A 23,442-nucleotide genomic window follows, 5' to 3' on the forward strand; every position below is an offset into this window, starting at 1 on the left:
TTTACTGGCGGCCTTCGCCGTGCCCGAGCACGACGTACTTCAGCGACGTGAGCCCTTCCAGGCCGACGGGGCCGCGTGCGTGCAGCTTGTCGTTCGAGATGCCGATTTCCGCGCCGAGGCCGAATTCGAAGCCGTCCGCGAAGCGCGTCGACGCATTGACCATCACGCTCGCCGAATCGACTTCGCGCAGGAAGCGCATTGCGCGGTCGTGATCCTCGGTGACGATCGCATCGGTGTGGTGCGAGCCGTAATGGTTGATGTGCTCGATCGCGGCGTCGAGGCCGTCGACGACCTTGATCGCCAGCACCGGCGCGAGATATTCGGTGTGCCAGTCTTCGTCGGTCGCGTCGACGAGCGGACCGACGCCCGCCTCGGCGAGCACCGCGCGCGCGGCCGCATCGACGCGCAGCTCGACCTGCTTGTCGCGATACAGCTTGCCGAGCGGCGGCAGCAGCGCGGCTGCGATGCCGCCCGACACGAGCAGCGTTTCCATCGTGTTGCAGGTGCCGTAGCGGTGCGTCTTCGCGTTGTCGCACACCGTCAGTGCCTTGGCGAGATCGGCGCGATCGTCGACGTACACGTGGCAGATGCCGTCGAGGTGCTTGATCATCGGCACGCGCGCCTCGTTGATCAGGCGCTCGATCAGGCTCTTGCCGCCGCGCGGCACGATCACGTCGACGTATTCGGTCATCGTGATCAGCTTGCCGACCGCCGCGCGATCGGCGGTCGCGACGACTTGCACCGCGTCCTGCGGCAGGCCGGCCGCCTCGAGCCCTTCGCCGATCAGCTTCGCGAGCGCCGCGTTCGATTCGAGCGCCTCGGAGCCGCCGCGCAGGATCGTCGCGTTGCCCGACTTCAGGCACAGCGCGGCCGCGTCGATCGTCACGTTCGGACGCGACTCGTAGATGATGCCAATCACGCCGAGCGGCACGCGCATCTGGCCGACCTGGATTCCGCTCGGGCGATACTTGAGATTGCCGATCTCGCCGATCGGATCGGCCAGCGACGCGACCTGGCGCAGGCCCTCGACCATCGTGTTCAGCGCCTTGTCCGACAGCGTCAGGCGGTCGATGAACGCCGCATCGAGCCCCTTTTCGCGGGCACGGGCGACGTCGCGCGCATTCGCGTCCTTCAGCGCCTGCGCGTCGCGCTCGATCGCGCGGGCCACGGCGTCGAGCGCCGCGTTCTTCGCCGCCGTGCTGGCGCGCGCCATCGCGCGGGAAGCGTGCCGGGCACGGCGGCCCAGGTCCGTCATGTACTGGTCGATATCCATCGTGTGACTCGAGAAGCGAGCCGCTTGGCGCGGCATGAATTCGTGGAGAAGCGTGAGGCGCGGCGGCAGGAAGGCCGCGCCGGCTATCGAAATATTGTAAGCGGGTTGCGATGCGTGCGCTGAAGGCCCGGACGGGGCTTAACGCCGCACGCGACCCGCGGTCGGCGGTCGTTCGCCGCGCGCGCCCGCCACCGTCATCGCGAGCTGGAACAGGCCGTCCCACGGATCGGGCGGCGGCTCGTCCTGCGTGCGGCGGCCCGGCGTGACGGCCGACAGCCCCTTCACCTGCCGGTCGAGCTTCGCGGCGAACGCGAGCGCCTTCTCGAGCACGCCTTCCGACACGCGGTTCAACGCGGGGCCGATCAGCCGCTCGCGCGGCCCCCACACGCGGTTCTCGCGCAGCAGCGTGGCCAGCGGCTTGCCGGCCGTCGTGCCGCGCTTGATCCGCAGCAGCGTGCGCAGTTCCTCGACGACGGCCCACATCACGAGCACGATCGCCTCGCCCTCGCCCTTCAGCCCGTCGATCATCCGCGCGAGCCGCGCGGCGTCGCCCGCGAGCATCGCCTCGTTCAGCTTGAACACGTCGTAGCGCGCGACGTTCAACACCGCGTCGTGCACCTGCTCGAACGTCAGCACGCCCTGCGGATAGAGCAGCCCGAGCTTCTGGATTTCCTGGTGCGCGGCGAGCAGGTTGCCCTCGACGCGCTCCGCGATGAACTGCAGCGCGCGCCGGCCGTCGTCGCCGGGCGCGACGCGCTGGCCCTGCATCGACAGACGCTGGCCGATCCAGTTCGGCAGCTGCGCGCGGTCGACCGGATCGATCTTCAGCGCGACGCCGCCGTTCTGCAGCGCGGTAAACCACGCGGATTTCTGCGTGGCCGCGTCGAGGCGCGGCAACGTGACGAGCATCAGTGCATCGGGGTTCGGTGCGGCCGCGAGCGTCTTCAGCGCGTCGGCGCCTTCCTTGCCGGGCTTGCCCGACGGAATGCGCAGCTCGATCAGCTGACGCTCCCCGAACAGCGACATCGCCTGGGTCGCGCCGAGCAGCACGCTCCAGTCGAAACCGCGCTCGACCGTGTGCACCGAACGCTCGGTGAAGCCGGCCGCGCGCGCGGCCGCACGAATGCAGTCGCACGCTTCCTGCGCGAGCAGCGGCTCGTCGCCGTAGACGGTGTAGAGCCCGGCCATCCCCTTCGCGAGGTGCGGCTCCAGCGCATCAAGTCGCAATTGCATCGATACGTGCGCCGGCGATCAGAGCGGCGGCGGCGGCAGCGGTGCGCCCGGTGCAACGCCCCGCACCACGTCTTCCGGCGCCGGCGTCAGCGAGTGGACGATCGCGAGACGCCGCATCAGTTGGTCGACCGCGTCGTTCTCCATGTCGCCGTACAGGATCTCGGCTTCCTGCGCCTTCGCGTTCGTGTACTGGTCGCTGTACGTCATCGCGCGGTTCAGCGCGATCGCGCTCGGCGGGATCAGCACGGTGCCGTCCTTGCTCGTCAGCGTGTAGTTCAGCGTATAGAACAGCGCGTATTCCTGCGCCGAGCCGTACTTGTTGAGCGTCAGCGTGTTCTGCCCACGCGACTCCCACATGCGCAGCACGGCATCGGCGTCGTCCGCCGACTTGACGATCTTCGTGTCGCTGCCGGCCTCGACGAGGCGCACCAGGCGCGCCTCGACGGGCGCCGGCGCGCCGGCCACCAGCAGGCGCTTGAACGCGTAGTCCTGCTGGCCGCGCAACTGGAAACCGCATGCCGACAGCGCGAGCGCGCTGCCGACGGCGAGCATCAAAAACGATCTGCGGATCACCTTCGCTCCTTCTGTGTGCGCCCGGCGGCCAACGGCCGTCAGACGACGATGTTCACGAGGCGGCCCGGCACGACGACGATCTTCTTCGCCGGTTTGCCGTCGCTGAACTTCGCGAATGCTTCGTCGGCCACCGCCGCCGCTTCGATCGCCTCGCGGCTCGCGTCCTTCGCGACCTTCAGTGCGCCGCGCACCTTGCCGTTCACCTGCAGCACGAGTTCGATCTCGGCCTGCTCGAGCGCAGCCTCGTCGACCTTCGGCCACGGGGCGTCGAGCAGCGGGCCGAATTCGTCCGCATAGCCGAGCGCCTTCCACAGCTCGAACGTGACGTGCGGCACGACCGGGTACAGCACGCGCAGCAGCACGCCGTACGTCTCGCGCAGCACGCCGGGCGTCGCGCCCTTCGCGCCGTCGATCGCGTTCAGCATCTTCATCGCGGCCGACACGACCGTGTTGTACTGCAGGCGCTGGTAGTCGAAATCGGCCTGCTTCAGCACGCTGTAGATCTCGCGGCGCAGCGCCTTGTCGGCATCGCCGAGCGCGGCCGCGTCGAAGCCCGCGCGCGCGGCGAGCGCTTCGCGGTTCGTCGCGCCGAAGCTCCACACGCGGCGCAGGAAGCGGCTCGCGCCTTCGACGCCCGCGCCCGACCATTCGAGCTGCTGCTCGGGCGGTGCGGCGAACATCGTGAACAGACGCGCGGTATCGGCGCCGTACTGGTCGATCAGCACCTGAGGATCGACGCCGTTGTTCTTCGACTTCGACATCTTCTCGATGCCGCCGAGCACGACCGGCTGGCCGTCGGCGTTCAGCGTCGCGCCGACCGGGCGGCCCTTCTCGTCGAACGCGACGGTCACGTCGGCCGGGTTGTACCAGGTCTTCTTGCCCGATGCGTCTTCGCGGTAGAACGTCTCGTTCAGCACCATGCCCTGCGTCAGCAGGTTCTTCGCCGGCTCGCCAAACTTCACGAGGCCGAGGTCGCGCATCACCTTGGTCCAGAAGCGCGAATACAGCAAGTGCAGGATCGCGTGCTCGATGCCGCCGATGTATTGATCCATCGGCATCCAGTAATCGGTGCGCGCGTCGACCATCGTCTCGGCGTCCGGCGCCGTGTAGCGCGAGAAGTACCACGACGAATCGACGAAGGTGTCCATCGTGTCGGTTTCACGCTTCGCGGCCGCGCCGCACTTCGGGCACGAACAGTTCAGGAACGCTTCCGACTTCGCGAGCGGGTTGCCCGAGCCGTCCGGCACGAGGTCTTCCGGCAGCACGACCGGCAGGTCCTGCTCCGGCACCGGCACGTCGCCGCACGACGGGCAGTGGATGATCGGGATCGGCGTGCCCCAGTAGCGCTGGCGCGACACGCCCCAGTCGCGCAGGCGCCACGTGACCTGCTTGTCGCCGAAGCCGCCGGCCTTCAGGTCGGCCGCGATCGCGTCGACCGCCGCGCCGTACGCGAGGCCGTCGTACTTGCCGCTGTTGATGCAGGTCGCGACTTCCTTGTCGCCGTACCACTCCTGCCATGCGTCGAGCGAGTACGTCTGGCCTTCGGCCGCGATCACCTGCTTGATCGGCAGGTCGTATTTCTTCGCGAATGCGAAATCGCGCTCGTCGTGCGCCGGCACGCCCATCACCGCGCCTTCGCCATAGCTCATCAGCACGTAGTTGCCGATCCACACCTCGACCGGCTCGCCCGTCAGCGGGTGCTTGACCGAGAAGCCCGTCGCGACGCCCTTCTTTTCCATCGTCGCGACATCGGCCTCGGCGACGCCGCCGCGCTTGCATTCGTCGATGAACGCCTGCAGTTCCGGCTTGCCCTGCGCGAGACGCGTGGCGAGCGGGTGCTCGGCCGCGATCGCGCAGAACGTGACGCCCATGATCGTGTCGGCACGCGTCGTGAACACGCGCAGCAGCTTCTGCTCGCCGTCGAGTTCGTACGGGAAGCCGAAGTTCACGCCGAAGCTCTTGCCGATCCAGTTCTGCTGCATGATCTTCACGCGCTCGGGCCAGCCGAGGCCGTCGAGGTCGTTCAGCAGCTCATCCGCGTACTGCGTGATCCGCAGGTAGTACATCGGGATCTCGCGCTTCTCGACGAGCGCGCCCGAACGCCAGCCGCGGCCGTCGATCACCTGCTCGTTCGCGAGCACGGTCTGGTCGACCGGATCCCAGTTCACGGTGCCCGTCTTCTTGTACGCGATGCCCTTCTCGAGCATCTTCAGGAACAGCCACTGGTTCCACTTGTAGTAGTCGGGCTTGCACGTCGCGATCTCGCGCGACCAGTCGATCGCGAGGCCCATCGACTGCATCTGGCCCTTCATGTAGTCGATGTTGTCGTAGGTCCACTTCGCGGGCGGCACGCCGTTCGCCATCGCGGCGTTCTCGGCCGGCATCCCGAACGCGTCCCAGCCCATCGGCATCAGCGTGTTGTAGCCGTTCATCCGCAGATAGCGGTACATCACGTCGTTGATCGTGTAGTTGCGCACGTGACCCATGTGCAGCTTGCCGGACGGGTACGGCAGCATCGACACGCAGTAGAACTTCGGCTTCTGCGAATCTTCCTTCGTCTTGTAGGCATCGGCTGCGCGCCAGTCGCCCTGAGCGGCGGCTTCGACGTCGGCGGGTACGTATCTCTCGTGCATGGTGTGGTTCGGACTAGGCTTTAAGCGGCGCGCCACGAGGCGGGCACGCGGAAGTGGACGAAATCGGGCAGCCCGGCGGCGGGGGCAGGCTCACGGTTCTCGTGCCTGCCTCATGATCCGGATATTCGCCGGATAACCCGGAGGGTCTCCAGGTTACCCGGCGAAACCCTGCCAACCGGGCGAAAACGACGATTATACCGTTCGTGGCGGGCGGTACGGCCGGTCTCGCCGGCCGGCCCGCATTCTTGCCTGCGGGACGACACGGATGGCGCGAGCGCCCGGTGCGTCAGCCGGTCAGCCGGTCAGCCGGTCAGCGGGTCGCGCCCGCGGCGGCCGGCGCGGCGGCGCCCGCCGGCGGCACGTCGGTGACGAAGCCGATCCGCGTGAGCCCGGCGGCCTGCGCGGCGCCCATCACCTGCGCGATCACGTCGTAGCGGGTCGCGCGCGAGGCGCGCAGCCGCAGCTCGGGCGGCGCGGCGCCCGCGGCGGCGGCCCGGAAGCGCGCCGGCAGCGCGTCGAGTGCGACGGGCGCGTCGTCCCAGTAAAGCTTGCCGGCGTCGTCGATCGACAGCGTGACCGACTGCGGCGTGTCGCGCGCGACGCCGGCCGCGACCTTCGGCAGGTCGAGCCGGATCGCGTGCGTCATCAGCGGCGCGGTGATGATGAAGATGACGAGCAGCACGAGCATCACGTCGATCAGCGGCGTCATGTTGATCTCCGCCATCGGCGCGGACGTCTTGTGGTGCTCCAGCCCGCCGAATGCCATGGTCGTTCCTCCCGGCCGCGCGTCAGGCGCCCTGCGCGCACACGAATACGTGCAGGTCGCGCGCGAAGCCGTCGAGTTCCTCGGCGAGCTGCCGCACGAGCCGCCCGAGGATGTTGTAGGCAAGCACCGCGGGGATCGCGACGACGAGCCCGAACGCGGTCATGATCAGCGCCTCGCCGACCGGCCCCGCGACGTTCTCGATCTGCGCCTGCCCGCTCGCGGCGATGCTGCCGAGCGCGTGGTAGATGCCCCAGACGGTGCCGAGCAGCCCGACGAACGGCGCGGTGCTGCCGATCGACGCGAGCAGCACCTGGCCGAACTCGAGGCGCCGCTGCGAGCGCAGCATCGCGTGACGCAGCGCGCGCAGCACGCGTTCGCTGCGCTCGACACGCGCGGCCAGCGCGGCCGGATCGTGTTCGTCGGCCGCATCGCGCGCGGCTTCGGCGAGCGGCACGAACACGCGCTCGCGATCGGTGCCGGCGAGCGCGGCGATGCCCGCATCGAGCGACGGCGCGCGCCAGAACGCGGCGAGCGCGCGCGGCCCCTGCCGCTTCGCACGGACCAGCAGCCAGGCTTTCATGAGGAGGAAGCACCAGCTGGCGACGGACATCGCCAGCAGCACGTAGGCGACGGCGTGCGTGATCGCATCGCCGCTTTCGAGGTAGTGGACAACGCCGGTGGGAATCGCCATCGGAGTTTCCCCGTGAGGGTCAGCGCAGGCCGAGCACGTCCTGCATGTCGAACAGGCCGGCGCCGCGCGCCGACAGGAAGCGGACCGCACGCAGCGCGCCCTGCGCGTAGGACACGCGGCTCGACGACTTGTGCGTGATCTCGATCCGTTCGCCGATCCCGGCGAACAGCACGGTGTGATCGCCGACGATGTCGCCGCCGCGCACGGCCGCGAAGCCGATCGTCGACGGGTCGCGTTCGCCCGTCACGCCCTGGCGGCCGTACACCGCGCAGTCGTCGAGCGAGCGCCCGAGCGCGCCGGCCACGGCCTCGCCCATCATCAGCGCGGTGCCCGACGGTGCGTCGACCTTGTGACGGTGGTGCGCCTCGATGATCTCGATGTCGTAGCCGTGCGAGAAATGCTTCGCCGCGAATTCGAGCAGCTTCAGCGTGACGTTCACGCCGACGCTCATGTTCGCCGCGAACACGATGCCGATCTTGCCTGCCGCGGCCTGCAGCTCGGCCTTCTGCTCGGCGGTGAAGCCGGTCGTGCCGATCACGAGCTTCACGTCGTGGCGCAGCGCGGCCGCGACGTGCGCGATCGTGCCTTCCGGCCGCGTGAAGTCGATCAGGTAGTCGGCCTGCGCGAACACGGCGTCGAGGTCGTCGGTCAGCTTGATCCCGGTTTCCTTGCCGAGAAACGCGCCCGCGTCCTGGCCAAGGAACGGCGAATCGGCGCGGTCGAGCGCGCCGACGAGCTGCGCGTCGGAATCGTTGAGAACGGCTTCGATCAGCATCCGGCCCATACGGCCCGATGCACCGGCAATCGCAATCTTCATGGCTTTCTACACGACAGGTCTAAAGGCGGGCGGCGCATGCCGCCCTGTTTCCGCACGCCGGCCGCTTACTGGGCCGGCGCGGTGAGCGGCTGGTTCTGCAGGTTGTCCGAGCCTTGCGGGCCGACCGGCGGCGACGCCTCGTTCGACGCGTTCGGCTGCGGCGGGCGATGGAACTGGAACTGCGGCTGGATCGCCGGCGCGGCGCCCGGCGGCTGGCCGCCCGGCACCGGCGCGCCGCCCGAGGCCTGCGCGGACGGCGTGAAGCGGCGGGCGGTCGTGCCCTGCCCGGACACCTGGTTGGTCGCGCGGTTCGCCGCACGCGCCGCCTGGGCGTTCGCATCCTGGTCGACCGCCGCGCCGGAAACCGGCTCGACGGACGGGCTCGCGGCAGCGGTCGCCTGCGCGGCGCTCGCCGCAGCCGCGGCAGCGGCGGCTTCGGACGCCTTCTTCGCCGCGGCCGCGGCCTTCGCCTTCTTGCCGCCGCGGTCGCCGTCGATATCGGCCAGCAGGTCCAGTTCGGACGGCAGGTTGTCGGCGCCCGTCCAGCTCGCGAGGCGATCGCCCGAGAACGTCAGCACGAGGTCGCGCTGCTGGACGACGGACGTCGAGCCGCGCTTGAAGTAAAAGAGGTAATCCCAGCGGTCGGCATGGAACATGTCCGACAGCAGCGGCGTGCCGAGCAACGCGCGCACCTGCTCGCGCGTCATTCCGGCCTGCAGCTGCGCGGCCTTCTCCTGCGACACGAAGTTGCCCTGCACGACAGTGATCCGATAGGGCGTGATGCTCTGCGCGATGCGCTGCGTCACGCTGTCGTACGACGAACAACCAGCCAGCGCGGCAACGGCGGCGGCAGCGATGATGGCACTCCGCATGCGACTCCTCTGATAGTGCGAAAGGGATTCCGGGAACATTTCCGTCACCGAGCTGGCCCGCGTCGCGGGTCGCGCGTGTTTCTGGAACGGCGAAAAGCCGGTAACATTGAAGCCCTGCATTGTACTCTAGGGATGCCTAGCCATGACCAATCCGACGGATCTCAAGAATATCGGGCTAAAGGCCACCCTACCGCGCCTCAAGATTCTCGAGATCTTCCAGCAAAGCCCGGTGCGTCACCTGACGGCCGAAGATGTCTACCGCAACCTGCTCAACGAGCAGCTCGACATCGGGCTCGCCACCGTTTACCGCGTGCTGACGCAGTTCGAGCAGGCCGGCCTGCTCACGCGCAGCAACTTCGAATCCGGCAAGGCCGTGTTCGAGCTCAACGAAGGTTCGCACCACGATCACCTCGTCTGCCTCGATTGCGGCCGCGTCGAGGAATTCTTCGATGCCGAGATCGAAGGCCGCCAGCAAGCGATCGCAAAGGAACGCGGCTTCCGGCTCCAGGAACACTCGCTCGCGATGTACGGCTCCTGCACGACCGAGAACTGTCCGCACCGCAAGCACTGATCCGCACCCTGCGCGCACGCGCGACGGCCCGGCCGGCAGCTCGCCGCCCGGGCCGTGTTGTTTTCGGGATGGAAAAACGGCCCGCACGTCGCGTGCGGGCCGGGTCGGGAACGTTTTCGGTCGATCGTGCGGGACGAGGCGCCGCGTGTCGCCGGCGCGCGGCGCTCGATCCACTCGAATCCGCTCAACCCCTGACCCTACCTTCGCGCGTCAGGCCGTGCTCGCGCACGCCGGCTCGAACTCGAGCGCCCACGCGTCGTCGAGCGGAATCTCGTCGCAGTTCGGCTGCGGGCCGCCACGGTCGACGATCACGAAGTCGCTGACCGCGTCGAGCGCGAGCAGCGGATGGTGCCAGACGCCCTTCGCGTAGTTCACGCCCTGCCAGCCTTCGGCGAGGAACGCGCGCATCGCGTCGGGCCGGAACTCGCCGGCCGGCGCGACGACGATCGCATAGCGCGACACGGCCGCCAGCGGGATGAACGCCTGGCTGCCGTGCGGATGGCGCTCCATCAGCGTGATCGCCACCGGCAGCGCGCGCGGCTGCGCACGAAACACGCTGACGAGCGGCCGGCCGCCGTCCGCGCAGACGTCGATCGTAGCGAGATCGTGGAAGCGCTCGGTGGTGCCGCCGTTGATCGGGAAGTGCCGCGCGCCTTCGAGCGCGATCACGTCGCCGAACGGCGCGAAGGCCTCGCGGGTCAGGCGCTCGACGCGCAGGATATGTGGTCCGCTCATGCCGATGCCCTCCTTCAAGCCGGCTCGCCCCACAGACGCAGGCGCGACACGCCGCCATCCGGGAAGATGTTGAAGCGCACGTGCGTGACGGGGCCGAGCGTTGCGAGCTGGTCGAACGTATGCACGTGGTCCATCTGCAGCTTCTGCTCGCCGAGCAGTTCGGCCCAGAACATCGCCTGCGTGACGAGCGAATCGTCGGTGCCGCCGGCGACGTGCGCGGCCTGCAGCGAACAGCGGTCGGGGAAGTTGCCCTTGAAGAACGCCGTATCGACCTCGACGCGCCGGATGATGCCCGGCCGCGCCAGCGCGACGATCGCCCAGTCGTTGCCGGGCTCGCGGCGGCGCCGCGTTTCCCAGCCGTCGCCCATGTTCGCGCCGCGCCCCGGCATCAGCATCTGCGAGGCCGGACCGAAGTGCTGGTTGTTCGCGGCCACCAGGTAGCCGCCGTTCTCGATCGCCGCGAGATCGACGAGTTCGCCCGCCGGCACGTGGCGCCAGTCGCGCTGCGGCTGGCCGTACACGCGCAGCCGCGCGAGCCCGCCGTCCGGATACAGGTTCACGCGCAGGTGCGTGACCGGCTGCGCATCGTCGACGCTCACGTAGTGATGCGAATTGCCCTGCAGCGTCGTCGCGGGGACGATCGTGCGCCATTCGGTGTCGTCCGGCGGCGTGTCGCCGTCCACCGCACAGGCCTCGATCGACGCGGCCGGCGGAAAGTTGCCGGTGAAGTGGCTCGTATCGAGATCGACGCCGTAGATCACGCCCGGCCGCGCGAGCCGGACCACGCAGAAGTCGTGGCCGGTGGTGCGCTTGCGGCGCGTTTCCCAACCGTCCATCCACTTGCCGTGGTCGTCGTACTTGCCGGGAATGAAGACGGCCGGCTCGGGATTCAGCATGCGCTCCTTCGGCGCGAAGAATTCGTCGCTGGCGAAGAGCGCCTGCGCGCCCAGGCGCGGGTCGGCGAGGTTCATGTAGCGCCGCGTGAAGGCCGGCGCGTTCGGATCGAGGATGGGGGCTGCCATGTCGTCTCCATTATTTTGGCAAGGACCGGCGCATCGACGCGCCGGCCGCGGGACATTCGTTCGCGCGAAGCAGCCCGGGAGGCCGCCTCGCGCGCGGGTGCGCTCAGAGCGCGTGGGCCTGGTCGCCGGCGACCGGCGCGGCGCTGCCGGCTTCGTCGGCCACGTAGCGCAGTTCGCGGTTCAGCACGCGCTTCGCACGGGCCCGGTCGATGTCGTTCTCCCACACGGCGACGACCACCGTCGCGACGCAGTTGCCGATCAGGTTGGTCAGCGCGCGGGCAATGCCGACGAACCAGTCGACCGGCAGGATCAGCACGAGGCCGAGCACCGGAATCGCGGGAATCGCCGACAGCGTCGCCGCGAGGATCACGATCGCCGAACCGGGAATCCCGTGCGCGCCCTTCGACGTGACGAGCGACACGAGCAGCACGACGATCAGGTCGTGCGTGGACAGCGGCGTGTTGGTGGCCTGCGCGATGAACAGCACCGCGAGCGTCAGGTAGATCGAGAAGCCGTCGAGGTTGAACGAATAGCCGGTCGGGATCACGAGGCCGACCGTCGAATCCTTGATGCCCATGTATTCGAGCTTGCTCATCACCTGCGGCAGCACCGCGTCCGACGACGCCGTGCCGAGCACGATCGACAGTTCCTCGCGCAGGTAGCGGATCAGCTTGAACACCGAGAAGCCCGCGAGACGCATCACCGCGCCGAGCACGACCGTGACGAACACGAAGCAGCTCAGGTAGAACACCGCGACGAGGTAGCCGAGCTGCTTGAGCGACGCGACGCCGTACTTGCCGGTCGTGAACGCGATCGCGCCGAGCACGCCGAGCGGCGCGAGCTTGATGATGAAGCCGATGATGCGGAAGAACACGTGCGACAGTTCCTCGATCAGCGAATTGACGCGCTGCGCCTTGTCGCCCAGCAGCGACAGCGCCGAGCCGAACAGCACCGCGAACACGAGGATCTGCAGGATGTCGCCCTTCGCGAACGCGTCGATCGCGGTCTCGGGGATGATCTTCATCAGGTAGCCGGCCGTGTCCTTCAGGCTTTCGGCGTTCTTCGCGTACGTCGAGAGCGAGGCCGCGTCGAGCGAGCGCAGGTCGATGTTCATGCCGACGCCCGGGCGCGTGACCCATGCGAGGACGAGCCCGATGCCGAGCGCAAGCGTCGTCATGATCTCGAAGTAGACGACCGCCTTCAGGCCGACCCGGCCGACCTTCTTCAGGTCGCCCGCATTGGCCATCCCGCTGACCACGACGCAGAACACGATCGGGCCGATGACCATCTTGATGAGCTTCAGGAAGCCGTCGCCGAGCGGCCGTAGCGACTCGGCGAAATGCGGGAAGAACGCGCCAAGCGCGACCCCGAGGATCAATGCGACGACTACCCGGCCAAACAGCGAATTGAGGAATTTCGACACGGCGCTCTCCCGATCCAACGGTTGCAGTTTCGTCTGTTCATACTGGTAAGACCAGTGATGTTATGGTGGATAGTAGGAAGCCGATATAGTCGAGTCAAGGACGGACAAAATAGGGATTTCCCGCCCCTGTGCCCCGCACCGTGCGGGGGCGGATCGTGGCTTTCCCGTAGGCCGGTCGTGCACCGCGCGCGTGCGGATTACAATGCCGGTCAGACCGGCCATCGTTCACATCATGAAAAACGTTCCGCACACCGTGACCGACGCCGCCATCGCGACGATCCGCGACCGGATCGAGGCAGGCGTGTATCCGGTCGGCAGCCTGCTGCCGGCCCAGCGCCAGCTCTCCGAGGAGCTGGAGATCAGCCGCGCGTCGCTGCGCGAGGCGCTGTCGACGCTCGAGGCGCTCGGGATGCTGCGCATCCGCGCCGGCAAGGGCGTGTATGTCGAAAGCGCGCAGGCGTCGGCCGCGCATCCGTGGCAATTCGCCGAGCAGTCGTCGCCGCCCGATACGTACCAGATGCGCTATGCGCTCGAAGGGTTCGCCGCGCGGATGGCCGCGCACGTCGTCAGCGACGACGACATCGCGTGGTTCGAGGACAACCTCGCCGACCTGCACGTCGCGCTGACCGACAGCGCGCTCGACGAAGCGTCGCAGCTCGACTTCGACTTCCACATGCGGATCATCCATCTCGCGGGCAACGCGGCGATCGAGTCGGTGCTGCGCAGCAGCGCCGACATCATGAAGGAAAGCCAGCGCATGCCGTTCTACCGGCGCGAGCTGCTGCTGTCGACGTGGCACGAGCATCGCGCGATCGTCGACGCGCTGATCGCCCGCGATGCGGCCGCGGCCGGCACCGCGATCGAGACGCACATCGCGAACGCCGCGCAGCGCGCGGGCATCTTCTTCCCGACGCCGGGCACCTGACGCAGCCGCCGGCCTACGGTCGCGGCCGGCGCGGCAGCGGTTCGCCGGTCGTACCGGTCATCCCCCCGAAGGATCGCGATACGCGAGCGCGCGCTCGATGAACGCGCGCGCCGCTACGCTGCGGTATGCGCCCTTGCGCGTGAGCAGCGCGGCCGTGCGCGACGGCAGCGGCGGATCGAGTTCCAGCGCGCACAAGTCGCCGCTCTCGCGCGCGATCGCGTCGGGCAGCACCGTCGCGAGCCGCCCGCGGCGCACGAGTTCGAGCACCGCGCTGACCGTATTCGTCTCGATCGCGATCCTCGGCTGCACGCCCTGCTCGATGAAATACCGGTCGATGCTCGCGCGCGTCGCGAACGCGCGGCTCAGCAGCACCAGCGGCTCGCCGGCGAGTTCGGCCGGGCTCAGCGCGCGGCGGTGGCGGGCGAGGCGGTGCGCGCGGCCCGTCACCAGGGCGAGCGGTTCGTCCCACAGCGGCAGCGCGTCGATGTCGGGCGCGCGCGGCGGCATGAACGCGAAGCCCGCATCGAGCCGGTCGTCGGCAAGCTGCGCCTCGATGCGCTCCTGCGACATCGCGTCGATCGTCAGCGCGACGTTCGGGAAATCCGCATGGAACGCATCGATCAGCGAGCCGCTCAGGTAGGCCGCGAAGGTCGGCATCATCGCGAGCCGCAGCGAGCCGCTGCCGAGATCGGCAACGTCGTGCAGCGCTCGCTGCCCGGTGTCGAGCTCGTGCAGCGCCGCGCGCGCGTGGCGCGCATAGACCTCGCCGAATTCGGTGAGCCGCACCGTGCGGCCCGAGCGGTCGAACAACTGCACGCCGAGCATGTCCTCGAGCTGGCGGACCTGCTGCGACAGCGTCGGCTGCGACACGTGCAGCGCATCGGCCGCGCGCGTGAAGCTGCGCTGCTCGGCGACGGCCAGGAAATAGCGGATGTGGCGGAGTAGCATGGCGGCCCGTGTATTGGTAGAACCAATGGATACCATAAGGATCCAGTCTTGGACGCTATGGTGCGGTTCCCGCATCATACGCACATCCGCTCCCGAGCACGCCGCCTGGCCGCCGCACCGGAGCGGCCCGCCCGGGCCCGCCTTCCCCCGCCCGCGGCACGACGTTGTGCCGCCGCCTCGACCGGGCACCGGCCACGCGCCGCCCGGCGCGCATCGCGCGCATCGCCGTTCCGTCGACGCCGGCCCCGATTTCCGCAACCCCGCGTTGCCGACGGCCCGCGCCGCCGGCCGGCACCGCTGTTTCTTTCGCGACCATGGAACCGCATCAAGACAACCATCCTCCCCTGACCCGCGCGATGACGCTGCTGTTCGCCTGCGCGTGCGGCATCGTCATCGGCAACATCTATTACGCGCAGCCGCTGCTCGCCGCGATCGCACACAGCTTCGGCCGCCCGCCCGCCGAACTCGGCTATCTCGTCACGCTGACGCAGCTTGGCTATGCGGCGAGCCTGCTGCTGATCGTCCCGCTCGGCGACGCGGTCAACCGCCACACGCTGATCGTGCGGCTGCTCGTGCTCAACGTGATCGCGCTGGCCGCCGTCGCGTTCAGCACGAACTTCACGATGTTCGTCGTCGCGAACATCGCGCTCGGCTTCGTCACCTGCTCGACGCAGCTGCTCGTGCCGTTCGCCGCGTCGCTCGCCGACGCGCGCACGCGCGGCCGCGCGGTCGGCACCGTGATGGGCGGGCTGCTGCTCGGCATCCTGCTCGCGCGCGTCGCCGCCGGCGCGATCGCCGACGGGTTCGGCTGGCGCGCGGTGTACGGCATCGCCGCGGCGATGATCCTCGCGCTGACCGGCGTGCTCGCGGTGAAGCTGCCGAAGGATCGACGCCACGCGCGGCTCGACTACGCGGCGCTGATGCGCTCGCTCGTCGCGCTGGTGCGCGCGCAGCCGTTGATCGCGCTGCGCTCGGCCTACGGCGCGCTCGTGTTCGCGTGCTTCAGCCTGCTGTGGACCGGCCTCACGTTCCTGTTGAGCCAGCCGCCGTACAGCTATTCCGAGGGGCAGATCGGCCTGTTCGGGATCGTCGGCGCGGTGGGCGCGCTCGCGGCGACGTCGGCCGGCCGGCTCGTCGACCGCGGCCACGGCAACGCAGCGACCGGCCTGTTCGCGGCGGCCGTGCTCGCGTCGTTCGCGCTGATCGCGGCCGGCGCGCATTCGCTCGTCGCACTGATTGCGGGGATCCTGCTGCTCGACGTCGGCGTGCAGGGCATGCACATCTCGAACCAGAGCGTGATCTATGCACTCGCGGGCCACGCGCGCAGCCGCGTGACGACCATCTACCTGACGAGCTACTTCGTCGGCGGCGCATTCGGATCGTTCGCGGCGAGCGTCGCGTACGGCATCGAAGGCTGGCGCGGCGTGTGCATCGCGGGCACGGCGCTCGCGGGCGTGCTGATCGCCCTGTGGCTCGCGTCGCAGCGCATCGGCGCGCGGCAAGTCACGCAATGATCCGGTTTCGCTCCAGCCGATGAAAAAGGCACGCTCCGCCAATCGCGGGCGTGCCTTCCTTGCCTTGTGCGCCGTCGCGCGCCATCAGCAGGAGATCATGCCGCCGCGTCCGCGAAATCGATCAGCACCTTCATCGCGCGCTGCCGGTCGCCGGCCAGCTCGAACGCGCGGTTCGCGTCGCGCATCGGGAACACGCCCGTCACGGCCGGGCGCAGGTCGACGCGCTCGGCATTGATCAACTGCACCGCGAGCGCGAATTCCGCATGGAAGCGGAACGAGCCGCAGATCGACAGCTCCTTCGCGACCACGACGTTCTGCGGCAGGCTGACGTCGCCGCCGAGCCCGAGCTGCACGACGACGCCGCGCGGCCGCATCACGTCGAGACCGTCGCGCAGCGCGCGCGCATTGCCCGAACACTCGATCATCACGTCGAACGTGCCCTTGTCGGCACCGTAGCGCGCGACCCAGCCGGTGTCGGCCGCCGCGTTGATCGTATGGTCGGCGCCGAGCGCGCGGGCGACCTCGAGCGGCGCATCGACCACGTCGGTCGCGACGATCTCCGCCGCGCCGTGCACCCGCGCCGCCGCGACCGCCAGCACGCCGATCGGCCCGCACCCCGACACGAGCACGCGCCGCCCAATCAACGGGCCCGCGCGCGACACCGCATGCAGCCCGACCGCGAACGGCTCGGCGAGCGCCGCGAGGGACAGCGGCACATGGTCCGCCACCTTCACGCACTGCGCGGCATCGCACACGAGCGCGTTGCGAAACGCGCCCTGCACGTGCGGCATGCGCATCGCGCTGCCGTAGAAACGCATGTCGAGACACTGGTTCGGCAGCCCTTCGAGGCAATAGCGGCACGCGCCGCACGGGCGGCTCGGATTCACCGCGACGCGATCGCCGACCTTCACCGACGTCACGTCCGGCGCGACCGCCGCCACCGTGCCGGCGACTTCATGGCCGAGCACCATCGGCTGCTGCAGCCGGATCGCGCCGAAACCGCCGTGCCGGAAGTAATGGAGATCCGAGCCGCAGATGCCGCCCATCGCGACCTCGACCCGCACCTGGCCCGGGCCGATCTCGCCCGCGTCCTGCTCCTCGAGCCGCAGGTCGTTCGGCCCGTGGATCACGAGACACATGCAACGCATACGCATGACGTTCCTCCTTTTCTAGACGGCGCTGGTCAGCCCGCCGTCGACGAACAGCGTCTGACCGTTCACGAAATCGGATGCGGCCGACGCGAGGAAGATCGCCGCGCCGCACAGCTCGTCGACCTGCCCCCAGCGGCCGGCCGGCGTGCGCTTGCACAGCCAGTCGGAGAACGCCGCGTCGTCGACCAGCGCGCGATTCAGCTCGGTCTCGAAATAGCCGGGCGCGAGGCCGTTCGCCTGGATGCCGTGGCGCGCCCAGTCGGCGCACATGCCTTTCGTCAGCATCCGCACCGCGCCCTTGGTCGCAGCATACGGCGCGATCGTCGGCCGGGCGAGCTCGCTCTGCACCGAGCAGATGTTGATGATCTTGCCGCGGCCACGCGCGATCATGTGGCGCGCCACCGCCTGCGCGACGTTGAACACGCCGTCGAGGTTCACGCGCATCAGTGCATGCCAGTCGTCCGGGTCGAATGCGTCGAGCGGCGCGCGGCGCTGGATGCCCGCGTTGTTCACGAGGATGTCGATCGCGCCGACGCGCGCCTCGAAATCGTCGATCGCCGCGCGCACCTGCGCGTGCTCGGCGACGTCGAACACCGCGTAGTCGGCCGCGAAGCCTTCCTCGCGGAAATGGCGCGCGAGCGTCGCGGCCTTCTCCTCATTGCGATCGTTGATCACGATCGCCGCACCGGCCTCCGCGAGCCCGCGGGCGAGCGTCAGGCCGATCCCGCGTCCGGAACCCGTGATCAGTGCGCGGCGGCCATCCAGGCGGAACCGGTCAAGCGCGTTGTTCATGCATGTCTCCTCGTGCCATCGAGCCGACCGCCGGTCGCGGCCGGTCTCGCGTCGAGGGTATCTTCGACGCTCGGACGGGCGTCGCGCCAATGGTCTTTTTTGATCCGGTTATCATGAAATCCGATCACCGTTCTCTTCACCGTTTGCCGCCGCCCGCCCACCATGGAACTCAAGCAATTGCGCGCCTTCGTCACGCTCGCGGAAGAACTGCATTTCGGGCGCGCCGCGCAGCGCCTGTTCATCGTGCAGTCCGCGCTGAGCATGCAGATCAAGGCGCTCGAGGAGGAGCTGGGCGCACGCCTGTTCGAGCGCGACCGCCACAAGGTCGAGCTCAGCGATACGGGGCGCGTGTTCCTGCCCGAAGCGCGGGCGACGCTGCAGCAGGCCGCGCGCGCGGAGCAGATGGCGCGGCTGTCGAGCCGCGGCGAGATCGGCACGCTGCGCATCGCGTTCGTGTCGTCGGTGCTGCCGGCGCTGCTGCCGGCCGTGCTGCGCACGATGCGCGAGCGTTATCCGCTGATCGCGCTCGAACTGAAGGATTTGCCGACGCCCGACCAGATCGCAGCGCTGCGCGACCGGCGCATCGATTTCGGGATGATCCGGCTGCCGGCCGCGTATGCGGGCATCGACACGCGCGTGGTGCTCGAGGAGGGCTTCGTGGTCGCACTGCCGCTCGACCATCCGCTCGCCGCGCACGACGCGATTTCACCATCCGCGTTGCGCGGCCAGCCCGCGTTCGTGCTCGCGCGCCGCTACGCGCCCGGCTTTCACGACGACATGCTGCTCGCGCTGAGTCGCGCGGGCACGACGCTCGAGATCGCGCAGGAGTTCGGGGAATTCACGACGATGCTCGCACTCGTCGCGGCCGGCATGGGGATCGGGCTGATCCCGGCGGAAGCCGCGAGCGCGCTGCCGCCGAACGTGCTCGCGCGGCCGCTCGACCTGGCCGGCCACCTCAGCGGCATCGGCCTCGCGTGGACCGACCTCGACAGCCCGCTGAAGCGCGCGTTCGTCGACGCGCTCGAGCAGGTGACGGCGAACGCCGCGCAATAAAAAACCCGGCCGGGAAAAATTCCGGGCCGGGCTCGTTCGCCACGCAGGCCGCCGTGCGGCGGCCGCGCGACGTGCGGGATTACTTCGCGTTCGCGAATGCGACTGCCGTATCCAGCATGCGGTTCGAGAAACCCCACTCGTTGTCGTACCAGCTCGACACCTTGACGAGGCGGCCCGACACCTTGGTCAGCGTTGCGTCGAACGTCGACGAAGCCGGGTTGTGGTTGAAGTCGATCGAAACCAGCGGTGCGTCGTTGTAGCCGAGGATGCCCTTCAGCGCGCCTTCCGATGCTTCCTTCATGATCGCGTTGACTTCCTCGACCGTCGTGTCGCGCTTCGCGATGAACGACAGGTCGACGATCGACACGTTGATCGTCGGGACGCGGATCGCGTAGCCGTCGAGCTTGCCGTTCAGTTCCGGCAGCACGAGGCCGACGGCCGACGCAGCGCCCGTCTTGGTCGGGATCTGGCTGTGGGTGGCCGAACGCGCGCGACGCAGGTCTTCGTGGTAGACGTCCGTCAGCACCTGGTCGTTCGTGTATGCGTGGATCGTCGTCATCAGGCCGGTTTCGAGGCCGATCTTGTCGTTCAGCGGCTTGACGAGCGGCGCGAGGCAGTTCGTCGTGCACGATGCGTTCGAGATGACGGTGTGCTCGGCCTTCAGCACGTCGTGGTTCACGCCGTAGACGATCGTCGCGTCGACGTCCTTGCCGCCCGGCGCCGAGATGATGACCTTCTTCGCGCCGCCCTTCAGGTGCGCGCTCGCCTTTTCCTTCGTCGTGAAGAAGCCCGTGCATTCCATCACGACGTCGACGCCCAGCTCGCCCCACGGCAGTTCTGCCGGGTTGCGGTTCGCCAGCACGCGGATCTTGTCGCCGTTCACGACGAGGAAGTCGCCGTCGACCGACACTTCGCCCGGGAACTTGCCGTGCGCGGTGTCGTACTGGGTCAGGTGCGCGTTGGTCTTCGCATCGCCCAGGTCGTTGATCGCGACGATCTCGAGATCGTGCTTCTTGCCGTTTTCATAGAACGCGCGCAGCGTGTTGCGGCCGATACGGCCGTAGCCGTTGATTGCGACGCGAATCGTCATGGTCTATCTCCTGATGGCTGAAAAAATTCGTTTCGTGCAGCTTCACGGTGCGACGCGCGCGAGGGGTGGCGCGCGTCGCGAATGCTTTTAGGCCAGCACGGCCTTGGCGGTCTCGACGACGTGCTCGACGGTGAAGCCGAAGTACTTGAACAGCACGCCGGCCGGCGCCGATTCGCCGAACGTGTCGATCCCGACGACGCCGCCTTCGAGGCCGACGTACTTGTGCCAGAACGCGGTCACGCCCGCTTCGATCGCGACGCGGCGCACGCCGTGCGGCAGCACGCGTTCGCGGTATTCGGCGTCCTGGCGGTCGAACACGTTGGTCGACGGCATCGACACGACGCGGGCCGCGATGCCCTGCTGCGCGAGCGGCTCGACGGCCTTCATCGCGAGTTCGACTTCCGAGCCCGTCGCGATCAGGATGATCTTGCGCGCGACGATCTCTTCGTCCCAGTCCTTCAGCACGTAACCGCCCTTCTCGATGTTGGCGATCTGCGCGTCGGTGCGCGGGTTGAACGCGAGGTTCTGGCGGCTGAAGATCAGGCTCGACGGACGATCGGCGGCGACCGCGTGGGTCCAGGCGACGGCCGTCTCGACCGTGTCGGCCGGACGCCAGACGTCATGGTTCGGGATCAGGCGCAGGCTCGACACGTGCTCGATCGACTGGTGCGTCGGGCCGTCTTCGCCGAGGCCGATCGAGTCGTGCGTGAACACGAAGATCGACGGGACCTTCATCAGCGACGCGACGCGCAGCGCGTTGCGGCTGTAGTCGGAGAACGTCAGGAACGTGCCGCCGAACGGCTTGTGGCCGCCGTGCAGCGCGAGGCCGTTGATCGCGGCGCTCATGCCGAATTCGCGCACGCCGTAGTTGATGTGGTTGCCGAGCAGCACGCCCGCGCCTTCCGGATTCGCGCGGACCGCCTTCGATGCCTTCCAGTTGGTCAGGTTCGAGCCGGTCAGGTCGGCCGAGCCGCCGAGCAGCTCCGGCAGTGCGGCGGCGAGCCCTTCGATCGCCTGCTGCGACGCCTTGCGGGTCGCGACCGTCTCGGCGCGCTCGTTCGCACCGGCGATGATCGCCGCAGCCTTCTCGGCCCAGTCGGCCGGCAGCTTGTTGGCCATCCGGCGCTCGAATTCGGCGGCTTCTGCCGGGAACTTCGCGCGATAGGCGGCGAACGTCGCGTCCCATTCGGTCTCGGCGCGCTTGCCGGCTTCCTTCGCGTCCCATGCCGCATAGACTTCCTGCGGAATCACGAACGGCTCCCAGGTCCAGCCGAGCGCCGCGCGCGTCTTCGCGATTTCTTCCGCGCCGAGCGCCGCGCCGTGCACGTCGTGGCCGCCCGCCTTGGTCGCCGCGCCCTTGCCGATCACCGTCTTGCAGCAGATCAGCGTCGGCTTGTCCGACAGCTTCGCCTTCGTGATCGCCGCGTCGACCGCGTCGACGTCATGGCCGTTCACGTTCGGGATCACGTTCCAGCCGTACGCTTCGAAGCGCTTCGGCGTGTCGTCGTGGAACCAGTTCACGACGTCGCCGTCGATCGAGATGCCGTTGTCGTCGTACAGCGCGATCAGCTTGTTCAGCTTCAGCGTGCCCGCGAGCGAGCAGGCTTCGTGCGAGATGCCTTCCATCAGGCAGCCGTCGCCGAGGAACACGTACGTGTGGTGATCGACGATCTTCGCGCCGTCACGGTTGAACTCGTCGGCCATCAGCGCTTCGCCGAGCGCCATGCCGACCGCGTTCGCGAGACCCTGGCCGAGCGGGCCGGTGGTCGTCTCGACGCCCGGCGTGATGCCGTATTCCGGGTGGCCCGGCGTCTTCGAGTGCAGCTGGCGGAAGTTCTTCAGCTCTTCCATCGGCAGGTCGTAGCCGGTCAGGTGCAGCAGCGAGTACAGCAGCATCGAGCCATGGCCGTTCGACAGCACGAAGCGGTCGCGGTCCGCCCAGTGCGGGTTCGTCGGGTTGTGCTTCAGGTGGCGCGACCAGAGCGCGACGCCGATTTCGGCCATGCCCATCGGCATGCCGGGGTGGCCGGAGTTCGCTTGCTGGACGGCGTCCATCGCGAGCGCACGGATCGCATTGGCCATCAGGGTGGTGGAGGCGGGAGACGAAGTCGTCATGTCGAGTCCGGAGAACGAGTCGAGGAAACGGGGGCACGGCGGCATCCGGAAGCTCGAGCGTCAATCGTTCCCGGCGCGCAGTGCGGCGCCTGACGGACGCGAAGCGGACGGAGCCTACGGACGGGGCTGCAAAGCTCGTCATTTTAACAGATGGGCTGACATTTCCCTTGTCGGCGCGTAGTGTTCCGGCACGGTTTTCCGCCAAACCGCCCGCCTCCTATAATTCAGACGTCGGAACTGTCTGCCCGAGCGGCCCGCCCGTGAACACGACCCTTCTCTTCCATCCCACGCCCGACGTCGCGTACGGCTTCCCGAACGCACGCCGGCTCGCGCACGTCGCGTCGCCGCACCAGCACATCGAGGTCTGGGAAACCCCGCAGCTCGGCCGCCTGTTCACGCTGGACGGCCGGCCGATGACGTCGGTCGGCGACGAATACGTGTACCACGAGTGCATGACGCACCCGGCCGCGCTCGCGCACCCGTGCCCGAGGAAGGCGCTCGTGCTCGGCGGGGGCGACGGCGGTGCCGCGCGTCAGCTGCTCAAGCACGCGTGCATCGAGCGGATCGTCGTCGCGGAGCTCGACGACGAGGTGGTCGGCATGGCGCGCCGCTATCTCGACGACGTGCACCAGGGCGCGCTCGACGACCCGCGCGTCGCGATCGTGATCGGCGACGCCGCGCATTTCGTCGCGTCGACCGTCGAGCATTTCGATCTCGTCGTGTTCGACCTCACGCCGCCCGACTCGCCGGCGGCCGGCCTCTATACGCGCGAGTTCTACGCGCGGCTCAAGCGGATCCTCACGCCGTGCGGCGCGATCTCGATGCATCTCGGCTCGCCGGTGTTCCACACGGCGCGCATCGCCGCGCTGCTCGACGATCTGCGCGCGAGCTTCGCGGTCGTCGATCCGCTGTCCGCGCACGTGCCGCTGTACGGATCCCAGTGGCTGATGGCGATCGCGAGCGACACGCTCGACGCGGCCGCGCTGTTCGCACACGACATCGACGAACGGCTCGCCGCACGCCGCGTGCAGGGCTTGCGCTACTACGACGCGCGACTCCATGCGGCCCTCTTTGCCCTGCCGCGCGCGCTGCGCGATACACTGGGCGTTCGTCGCTGAGCTGCCGGGCGGAGCATCGCTTCGCGGGCGGGCCACGCTTTCTGCCGGGCCCGGCGCGACGCAGGCGGCCCGCCTGCGTATCCTCTGCACGGCGCGGTGCCGCCCCGGGCACCCGCGCGCCAATATC

21 protein-coding genes are annotated in these 23,442 nt (G+C 68.7%); 5 read left to right on the forward strand and 16 right to left on the reverse strand.

All coding sequences use genetic code 11. The features are described from left to right. Window position 1 precedes the first annotated feature (1 nt). From DID98_RS22535 to DID98_RS22570, 8 genes are all read right to left on the reverse strand, one after another. Window positions 2–1,273, reverse strand: a complete 1,272-nt coding sequence (locus tag DID98_RS22535; RefSeq protein WP_044844155.1) for a glutamate-5-semialdehyde dehydrogenase — start codon at window positions 1,271–1,273, stop codon at window positions 2–4. A 138-nt stretch (window positions 1,274–1,411) separates the two neighbouring features. Continuing rightward, window positions 1,412–2,506 (reverse strand): DNA polymerase III subunit delta, encoded by a 1,095-nt coding sequence (holA, locus tag DID98_RS22540; protein WP_124571461.1) that lies wholly within the window; start codon window positions 2,504–2,506, stop codon window positions 1,412–1,414. A gap of 18 nt (window positions 2,507–2,524) precedes the next feature. After that, a complete protein-coding gene (gene lptE, locus DID98_RS22545; RefSeq protein WP_124571462.1) occupies window positions 2,525–3,079 on the reverse strand; it encodes an LPS assembly lipoprotein LptE in 555 nt (184 codons plus the stop codon). 38 nt (window positions 3,080–3,117) lie between these two features. Further along, window positions 3,118–5,712: a leucine--tRNA ligase gene (gene leuS / locus DID98_RS22550; RefSeq protein WP_044844158.1), complete on the reverse strand. Its 2,595-nt coding sequence runs from the start codon at window positions 5,710–5,712 to the stop codon at window positions 3,118–3,120. A gap of 310 nt (window positions 5,713–6,022) precedes the next feature. Then, complete coding sequence (locus tag DID98_RS22555) at window positions 6,023–6,478, reverse strand: biopolymer transporter ExbD (RefSeq protein WP_044844159.1); 456 nt, start codon at window positions 6,476–6,478, stop codon at window positions 6,023–6,025. 22 nt (window positions 6,479–6,500) lie between these two features. Next, window positions 6,501–7,169, reverse strand: coding sequence for a MotA/TolQ/ExbB proton channel family protein (locus DID98_RS22560; RefSeq protein WP_044844160.1), 669 nt, complete (start codon window positions 7,167–7,169; stop codon window positions 6,501–6,503). A gap of 19 nt (window positions 7,170–7,188) precedes the next feature. Continuing rightward, window positions 7,189–7,986 carry a 4-hydroxy-tetrahydrodipicolinate reductase gene (gene dapB, locus DID98_RS22565; RefSeq protein ID WP_044844161.1) on the reverse strand — a complete coding sequence of 266 codons (798 nt, stop codon included), beginning with the start codon at window positions 7,984–7,986 and terminating at the stop codon, window positions 7,189–7,191. 65 nt (window positions 7,987–8,051) lie between these two features. Then, window positions 8,052–8,858: an outer membrane protein assembly factor BamE gene (locus tag DID98_RS22570; RefSeq protein ID WP_044844162.1), complete on the reverse strand. Its 807-nt coding sequence runs from the start codon at window positions 8,856–8,858 to the stop codon at window positions 8,052–8,054. Window positions 8,859–9,000: 142 nt separating this feature from the next. Between DID98_RS22570 and fur the strand changes: the two genes are divergently transcribed. Next, a complete protein-coding gene (gene fur, locus DID98_RS22575) occupies window positions 9,001–9,429 on the forward strand; it encodes a ferric iron uptake transcriptional regulator (protein WP_011350926.1) in 429 nt (142 codons plus the stop codon). Between the two features lie 210 nt (window positions 9,430–9,639). On the opposite strand, the gene DID98_RS22580 is transcribed toward fur, so the two are convergent. The 3 genes from DID98_RS22580 to DID98_RS22590 all read right to left on the reverse strand — a co-directional run bounded on the left by DID98_RS22580 (window position 9,640) and on the right by DID98_RS22590 (window position 12,609). Next, window positions 9,640–10,164 (reverse strand): ureidoglycolate lyase, encoded by a 525-nt coding sequence (locus DID98_RS22580; RefSeq protein WP_044844245.1) that lies wholly within the window; start codon window positions 10,162–10,164, stop codon window positions 9,640–9,642. 14 nt (window positions 10,165–10,178) lie between these two features. Next, a complete protein-coding gene (gene alc, locus DID98_RS22585) occupies window positions 10,179–11,186 on the reverse strand; it encodes an allantoicase (protein WP_124488263.1) in 1,008 nt (335 codons plus the stop codon). 103 nt (window positions 11,187–11,289) lie between these two features. Continuing rightward, a complete protein-coding gene (locus DID98_RS22590; RefSeq protein ID WP_124488262.1) occupies window positions 11,290–12,609 on the reverse strand; it encodes a C4-dicarboxylate transporter DctA in 1,320 nt (439 codons plus the stop codon). Between the two features lie 202 nt (window positions 12,610–12,811). Here DID98_RS22590 and DID98_RS22595 point away from each other — a divergent pair, with 202 nt between their 5' ends. Beyond that, the gene (locus tag DID98_RS22595) at window positions 12,812–13,534 is read left to right on the forward strand and encodes a FadR/GntR family transcriptional regulator (RefSeq protein ID WP_185640885.1); all 723 of its coding nucleotides are present in this window, start codon (window positions 12,812–12,814) and stop codon (window positions 13,532–13,534) included. 57 nt (window positions 13,535–13,591) lie between these two features. On the opposite strand, the gene cynR is transcribed toward DID98_RS22595, so the two are convergent. Beyond that, window positions 13,592–14,482, reverse strand: coding sequence for a transcriptional regulator CynR (cynR, locus tag DID98_RS22600; protein WP_124488260.1), 891 nt, complete (start codon window positions 14,480–14,482; stop codon window positions 13,592–13,594). A 314-nt stretch (window positions 14,483–14,796) separates the two neighbouring features. Between cynR and DID98_RS22605 the strand changes: the two genes are divergently transcribed. Beyond that, a complete protein-coding gene (locus DID98_RS22605) occupies window positions 14,797–15,996 on the forward strand; it encodes an MFS transporter (RefSeq protein ID WP_124571463.1) in 1,200 nt (399 codons plus the stop codon). Window positions 15,997–16,091: 95 nt separating this feature from the next. Here the strand turns inward: DID98_RS22605 and DID98_RS22610 are convergent, their stop codons facing one another. Together DID98_RS22610 and DID98_RS22615 are read right to left on the reverse strand one after the other, a co-directional pair. Then, window positions 16,092–17,150 (reverse strand): L-idonate 5-dehydrogenase, encoded by a 1,059-nt coding sequence (locus DID98_RS22610; protein ID WP_124488258.1) that lies wholly within the window; start codon window positions 17,148–17,150, stop codon window positions 16,092–16,094. A gap of 15 nt (window positions 17,151–17,165) precedes the next feature. Continuing rightward, window positions 17,166–17,939, reverse strand: a complete 774-nt coding sequence (locus DID98_RS22615) for an SDR family NAD(P)-dependent oxidoreductase (RefSeq protein WP_124488257.1) — start codon at window positions 17,937–17,939, stop codon at window positions 17,166–17,168. Window positions 17,940–18,101: 162 nt separating this feature from the next. Between DID98_RS22615 and DID98_RS22620 the strand changes: the two genes are divergently transcribed. Then, the gene (locus DID98_RS22620) at window positions 18,102–18,992 is read left to right on the forward strand and encodes a LysR family transcriptional regulator (RefSeq protein ID WP_124571464.1); all 891 of its coding nucleotides are present in this window, start codon (window positions 18,102–18,104) and stop codon (window positions 18,990–18,992) included. A 79-nt stretch (window positions 18,993–19,071) separates the two neighbouring features. Here the strand turns inward: DID98_RS22620 and gap are convergent, their stop codons facing one another. Next, the gene (gene gap / locus DID98_RS22625) at window positions 19,072–20,082 is read right to left on the reverse strand and encodes a type I glyceraldehyde-3-phosphate dehydrogenase (protein ID WP_044844172.1); all 1,011 of its coding nucleotides are present in this window, start codon (window positions 20,080–20,082) and stop codon (window positions 19,072–19,074) included. A gap of 87 nt (window positions 20,083–20,169) precedes the next feature. Further along, entirely contained in the window at window positions 20,170–22,242 is a 2,073-nt protein-coding gene (gene tkt / locus DID98_RS22630) for a transketolase (RefSeq protein ID WP_124571465.1), read from the reverse strand. Between the two features lie 215 nt (window positions 22,243–22,457). Between tkt and speE the strand changes: the two genes are divergently transcribed. After that, the gene (gene speE / locus DID98_RS22635) at window positions 22,458–23,315 is read left to right on the forward strand and encodes a polyamine aminopropyltransferase (RefSeq protein ID WP_044844174.1); all 858 of its coding nucleotides are present in this window, start codon (window positions 22,458–22,460) and stop codon (window positions 23,313–23,315) included. Window positions 23,316–23,442: the final 127 nt, after the last annotated feature.

The organism is Burkholderia sp. Bp8984 (assembly GCF_003853755.1).
Lineage (GTDB): Bacteria > Pseudomonadota > Gammaproteobacteria > Burkholderiales > Burkholderiaceae > Burkholderia.

Excerpts from the sequence above, each read along its gene's own strand:
- DID98_RS22595 (WP_185640885.1), top strand. The coding sequence starts at position 12,812 with ATGCCGGTCAGACCGGCCATCGTTCACATCATGAAAAACGTTCCGCAC.
- cynR (WP_124488260.1), bottom strand. The coding sequence starts at position 14,482 with ATGCTACTCCGCCACATCCGCTATTTCCTGGCCGTCGCCGAGCAGCGC.
- DID98_RS22615 (WP_124488257.1), bottom strand. The coding sequence starts at position 17,939 with ATGAACAACGCGCTTGACCGGTTCCGCCTGGATGGCCGCCGCGCACTG.
- DID98_RS22570 (WP_044844162.1), bottom strand. The coding sequence starts at position 8,858 with ATGCGGAGTGCCATCATCGCTGCCGCCGCCGTTGCCGCGCTGGCTGGT.
- alc (WP_124488263.1), bottom strand. The coding sequence starts at position 11,186 with ATGGCAGCCCCCATCCTCGATCCGAACGCGCCGGCCTTCACGCGGCGC.
- DID98_RS22535 (WP_044844155.1), bottom strand. The coding sequence starts at position 1,273 with ATGGATATCGACCAGTACATGACGGACCTGGGCCGCCGTGCCCGGCAC.
- gap (WP_044844172.1), bottom strand. The coding sequence starts at position 20,082 with ATGACGATTCGCGTCGCAATCAACGGCTACGGCCGTATCGGCCGCAAC.
- tkt (WP_124571465.1), bottom strand. The coding sequence starts at position 22,242 with ATGCCGCCGTGCCCCCGTTTCCTCGACTCGTTCTCCGGACTCGACATG.
- leuS (WP_044844158.1), bottom strand. The coding sequence starts at position 5,712 with ATGCACGAGAGATACGTACCCGCCGACGTCGAAGCCGCCGCTCAGGGC.
- DID98_RS22605 (WP_124571463.1), top strand. The coding sequence starts at position 14,797 with ATGGAACCGCATCAAGACAACCATCCTCCCCTGACCCGCGCGATGACG.
- dapB (WP_044844161.1), bottom strand. The coding sequence starts at position 7,986 with ATGAAGATTGCGATTGCCGGTGCATCGGGCCGTATGGGCCGGATGCTG.
- DID98_RS22610 (WP_124488258.1), bottom strand. The coding sequence starts at position 17,150 with ATGCGTATGCGTTGCATGTGTCTCGTGATCCACGGGCCGAACGACCTG.
- DID98_RS22555 (WP_044844159.1), bottom strand. The coding sequence starts at position 6,478 with ATGGCATTCGGCGGGCTGGAGCACCACAAGACGTCCGCGCCGATGGCG.
- DID98_RS22580 (WP_044844245.1), bottom strand. The coding sequence starts at position 10,164 with ATGAGCGGACCACATATCCTGCGCGTCGAGCGCCTGACCCGCGAGGCC.
- fur (WP_011350926.1), top strand. The coding sequence starts at position 9,001 with ATGACCAATCCGACGGATCTCAAGAATATCGGGCTAAAGGCCACCCTA.
- DID98_RS22560 (WP_044844160.1), bottom strand. The coding sequence starts at position 7,169 with ATGGCGATTCCCACCGGCGTTGTCCACTACCTCGAAAGCGGCGATGCG.
- holA (WP_124571461.1), bottom strand. The coding sequence starts at position 2,506 with ATGCAATTGCGACTTGATGCGCTGGAGCCGCACCTCGCGAAGGGGATG.
- DID98_RS22620 (WP_124571464.1), top strand. The coding sequence starts at position 18,102 with ATGGAACTCAAGCAATTGCGCGCCTTCGTCACGCTCGCGGAAGAACTG.